This window comes from Streptomyces sp. NPDC002793 (assembly GCF_040295485.1).
In the GTDB taxonomy this organism is placed as follows: domain Bacteria; phylum Actinomycetota; class Actinomycetes; order Streptomycetales; family Streptomycetaceae; genus Streptomyces.
The window spans coordinates 1-4815 of record NZ_JBEOVL010000111.1 but is presented as its reverse complement, the minus strand read 5'-3'; the positions used below and the strand labels follow the sequence as shown (position 1 = coordinate 4815).

The following is a 4815-nucleotide window of genomic DNA, read 5'->3' as shown; positions in this document are numbered from 1 at the left end:
ACATGGGGCGACGGCTCGTCCACGTGCAGCGTACGAGGCAGCACACCGTGCCGCATCGCCTCCACCATCTTGATGATTCCCGCAACACCTGCCGCAGCCTGCGTATGACCGATGTTCGACTTCAACGAACCCAGCCACAACGGCCGGTCCCCGGCACGATCCTGCCCGTACGTGGCCAAGAGGGCCTGCGCCTCGATCGGGTCGCCCAGTGAGGTGCCCGTGCCGTGTGCCTCGACCACGTCGATGTCGGCGGTGGTGAGGCGGGCGGCGGCCAGGGCGTCACGGATGACGCGCTGCTGGGAGGGCCCGTTCGGGGCGGTGAGTCCGCTGGAGGCGCCGTCCTGGTTCACGGCGGAGCCGCGCACCACGGCCAGTACGGGGTGGCCGTTGCGGACGGCGTCGGAGAGCCGCTCGACCAGCAGCACCCCCACGCCCTCGGCCCAGCCGGCGCCGTCGGCCTGCGCCGAGAAGGACTTGGAGCGGCCGTCGGAGGCGAGGCCACCGGACATGCCGAAGTCGATGAAGGTGTTGGGGGTGACCATCACCGCGACACCTCCGGCCAACGCCAGGGAGCTCTCCCCGCTGCGCAGCGACCGTACGGCCAGATGCAGTGCCACCAGCGAGGACGAGCAGGCGGTGTCCACGGTCAGGGCGGGGCCCTCCAGGCCGAGGGTGTAGGACACCCGGCCGGAGACGACGCTGCCGCTGCTGCCGGTGCCCAGGTGGCCGGCGACCTCCTCGGGGACGGACAGCGCGCGCGAGGCGTATTCGTTGTACATGACGCCGGTGAAGACGCCGGTGCGACTGCCGCGCAGGGAGGTCGGATCGATGCCGGCGCGCTCCACGGCCTCCCAGGAGGTTTCCAGCACCAGGCGCTGCTGGGGGTCCATGGCGAGGGCTTCGTGAGGCGAGATGTTGAACAACGACGGATCGAAGTCGGCGACGCCGTCGAGGAATCCGCCCTCGCGGGTGAACTCCACGCCTGCGGCGGCACCGGCGTCGAAGGGTGCCATGTCCCAGCCCCGGTCCTCCGGGAACCCTGATATGGCGTCGACGCCGTCGCTCACCAGTCGCCACAGCGCCTCGGGGGTGTCGGCCCCGCCGGGGTAGCGGCAGGCCATGCCGATGATGGCGATCGGCTCCCGTTCGGCGGTCTCCGCGGCACGGAGACGACTGCGTACCGCGGCGAGGTCGGTGGTGACCCGCTTCAGGTAGTCCCGCAGTTTGTCCTCGGTGGACACGGGTCGTGTGCCGACGGTCCTGTCCGTCATCGCCTCAGGCTCCCAGTTCGTTGTCGATGAACGCGAAGAGGTTCTCGTCGTCCGCCGTGTCGAGGTCCCCTGCCGCGGTGACCAGGTCCGCGTCGTGCGCGGTGTCGTACCGGGCGAGCAGCGCGTGGAGGCGAGAGATCACCCGGGTGTGGGTGGTGTCCTCGGGGCCGAGGCCGGAGAGGACGGTGTCGAGCCGGTCCAGGCCTGCCAGGAGTTCCGCGGGGCCGGTCGCCGAGTCATCGACCACCATCTGCTCCAGCAGGTGGTCGGTGAGGCGGGCAGCGCTCGGGTGGTCGAAGACCAATGTGGTGGGCAGCCGCAGGCCTGTCGCCGCGCTCAGCCGGTTGCGGAACTCAACGGCGGTGAGCGAGCTGAACCCGAGGTCGGTGAAGCCCCGTTCGGCGTCCACAGCCGACGCGGAGACATGCCCGAGGACGGCGGCGGCGTGGCTGCGCACCAGATCGAGCACGGTCTGCCGGCGTTCGGACGGGTCGGCGGCGGCCAGTTGGGCGCTGAACGACATCGCGTCCTGGGCCTCCTGCTCGGCCGCGCGCCGCATGGGTGGCGGCACGAGGGTCCGCAGCAGCGGCGGGACGGGGAGACTGCCGGCGCGGGCCCGCAGGGTGGCCAGGTCCAGGCGGGCCGCCACCAGGTGGGGGCGGTCGGCGGTGAGGGCGGCGTCGAACAGGGCGAGGCCGTCCCCGTCGGAGAGGGCGGTGTTGTCGCCGGTCGCGTGGTCGCGGTCGGCGTCGGCGAGGTGGCCGGTCATGCCGGTGGCGGTGGCCCACATGCCCCAGCCGACGGAGAGCGCGGTGCGGCCGCGGGCCCTCAGGCGGGCGGCCAGTGCGTCCAGAGCGGCGTTGGCGGCGGCGTAGTTGGCCTGGCCCGCGGTACCGAAGGTGCCGGTGGCGGAGGAGAAGAACACGAAGAGTTCGGGCTCGGCGAGGCGGCTCAGATGGAGGGCGGCGTCGGTCTTGGGGCGCAGCACCGCTGTGACGCGTTCGGTGGTCATCGCTTCGAAGACACCGTCGTCGAGGATGCCCGCGGCGTGCACCACCGTGGCGATCCGCCGGCCGGCCAGCACCGTGGCCAGGCTGTCCGCGTCGGCGGCGTCACAGGCCACGATCTCGGTGTGGGCGCCGAGCTCGGCGAGGTCGGCGGAGAGACCGGCCGCCTGGGGGGAATCCGGTCCGGAGCGGCTGAGCAGGAGCAGGTCCGTCACGCCGTGGGCGGTGGCGAGGTGCTTCGCGACCAGGCCGCCGAGGACCCCGGTGCCGCCCGTGATCAGTACGGTTCCGGCAGGCAGTGCGGGTGTGCCGGCCGGCCGCGCGCGTACCAGACGCGGCACCGACGGGGACCCGTGGCGCAGCGCGGTCTCCGGCTCTCCGGGGACCAGCGCCTCGGTCAGGCCGGTGAGGTCGCCGTCGGCGGGGGCGTCGACCAGTACGAACCGGCCGGGGTGTTCGGAGTGCGCCGACCGGAGCAGGCCGCGGGCGGCCGCGCCGGGAAGGTCGGTGACGTCCTCGCCGTCCTGGACGGCGACGGCTCCGCCGGTGAGGAGCACGATGCGGCACTCGTCGAACCGCGGGTCCGCGAGGAGGGTCTGGGCCGAGGCGAGTACCGCGGTCACCCGGTGGTGGACGGCCGCTGCGTCCTCTTCGCCCGGTGCTGTCGTGTCGCCGTCCTTCGTACGGGCTCCGGAGAGCAGGACGACCTCCGGCACGTTCATGCCGGCGTCGACGGACTCGATCAGCGCGCCGGCGTCGGCGTGCCACTCGATGGCGAAGGCGTCCTCGGCCAGGTGGTCGGCCGCGCCGAGGGAGTCGGCGCCGACCACCGCCCATGACAGGGGGACCGGGCCGGGGGCGGCGGGTGTCCAGTCGACGGTGAAGAGGGCGTCCCGGGGGCCGTGGACGGCGGCCAGCTGGGCAGCGGAGACCGGCCGGAACTCCAGCGACTCGACGTGGAGGACGGGAACGCCGGTGGGGTCCACTGCGTCGAGGCGCACGGCCTCGCGCTCCGTGGGGCGGCTCAGCCGGACCCTGAGCTCGGTGGCGCCCGTGGAGTAGGAGCTGACGCCCTGCCAGGCGAACGGCACCCTCACCTCGCCGGTGCCGGGGAGCAGCCCCGCCGCTCCGACGGCGTGCAGGGCGGCGTCGAACAGGGCGGGGTGCAGCCCGAATGCGGCGGCGTCCGCGCGGGCCTCCTGGCCCAGGACGACCTCGGCGAAGACTTCGTCGCCGCGCCGCCACAGGGCCTTCAGCCCCTGGAAGGCGGGCCCGTATCCGTAGCCGCCCTCGGCGGCGGCGTCGTAGAACCCGGCCGGGTCGACGGGTCGGGCGTCCTGGGGAGGCCAAGGAAGGGGTTCCGGTACGTGGCCGGTGGGGTCGGTGGCGCGGACCGTGCCGGTGGCGTGGCGGGTCCAGGGGGCCTCGTCGCCCTCGGGGCGGGAGTAGACGGTGACGGTGCGGGCGTTCGGTGCGGAGTCGCTGTCGCCTACGACGACCTGGAGGACGGTCGCCCGGTCCGGGTCGAGGGACAGCGGGGCCTCCAGGGTGAGTTCCTCGAGGTACGGGCAGCCGGCCGACTCCCCCGCGCGGGCGGCGAGTCCGACGATGGCCGTGCCGGGCAGGAGGACCGTGCCGAGCAGTACATGGTCGGCGATCCATGGGTGGGTGTCCGCGGAGATCCGTCCGGTGAGCAGGCTTGCGTCGCTGCCGGCGACCGGTACGGCGGCGCCGAGCATCGGGTGGCCGGTGGGGCCGAGGCCCACGGCGGTGACGTCGGCGGGCAGTCTTCTGCTGCCGGGCCAGAAGCGTTCCCGCTGGAACGGGTAGGTGGGCAGGGCCACGGCGCGGCCGGTGCGGTCCTCCAGCACGGTGCGCCAGTCGACGCGTACGCCGGTGACGTGGGCCTCCGCGAGTGCCGTCAGCCAGCGGTCACGGCCTCCCTCGCCGCGACGCAGGGTGCCCAGCACCGCGCCGGGGCGGTCGGCCGCGTCCAGGGTCTCCTGGAGGCCGACGGTGAGCACCGGGTGGGGGCTGGTCTCCAGGAAGAGGGTGCGTCCGTCGGCCAGCAGGGCGCGGGTGGCGTCCTCGAAGCGGACGGTGTTGCGCAGGTTCTCGTACCAATAGGCGGCGTCCAGGCCGGAGGTGTCGAGGCGTCCTGCGGTCACCGCCGAGTAGAACGGCACCGCCGAGGCGACGGGCGCGATCGGAGCGAGGTCCGTCAGAAGGCGTGTGTGGAGCCTTTCGACGTGCGCGGAGTGGGACGCGTAGTCCACCGGGACACGGCGGGCACGGATCCCCTGCCCCGCACAGTACACCATCAACTCGTCCAGCACCCCGGCATCACCGGAAACCACCGTCGAGGAAGGCCCGTTGACCGCGGCGACCGACAGCCCGGGCCGCTCCGCGACCAGCCGGGCCGCCTCCGGCTCCGGAACCGGAAGGGACACCATCCCACCCAGACCCGCCAACTCCTCCGCGATCGCCCGCGCCCGCAACGCCACCACACGAGCACCGTCCTCCAACGACAACCCACC

General features: G+C 73.4%; 2 protein-coding genes. Both read right to left on the bottom strand.

Annotated features, from left to right (window positions below):
* A partial coding sequence (locus ABT001_RS35705; protein WP_351285841.1) for a beta-ketoacyl synthase N-terminal-like domain-containing protein occupies window positions 1-1271 on the bottom strand: 1271 nt, incomplete at its 3' end.
* A gap of 4 nt (window positions 1272-1275) precedes the next feature.
* Window positions 1276-4803: a type I polyketide synthase gene (locus tag ABT001_RS35700; protein WP_351285842.1), complete on the bottom strand. Its 3528-nt coding sequence runs from the start codon at window positions 4801-4803 to the stop codon at window positions 1276-1278.
* Window positions 4804-4815 lie beyond the last annotated feature (12 nt).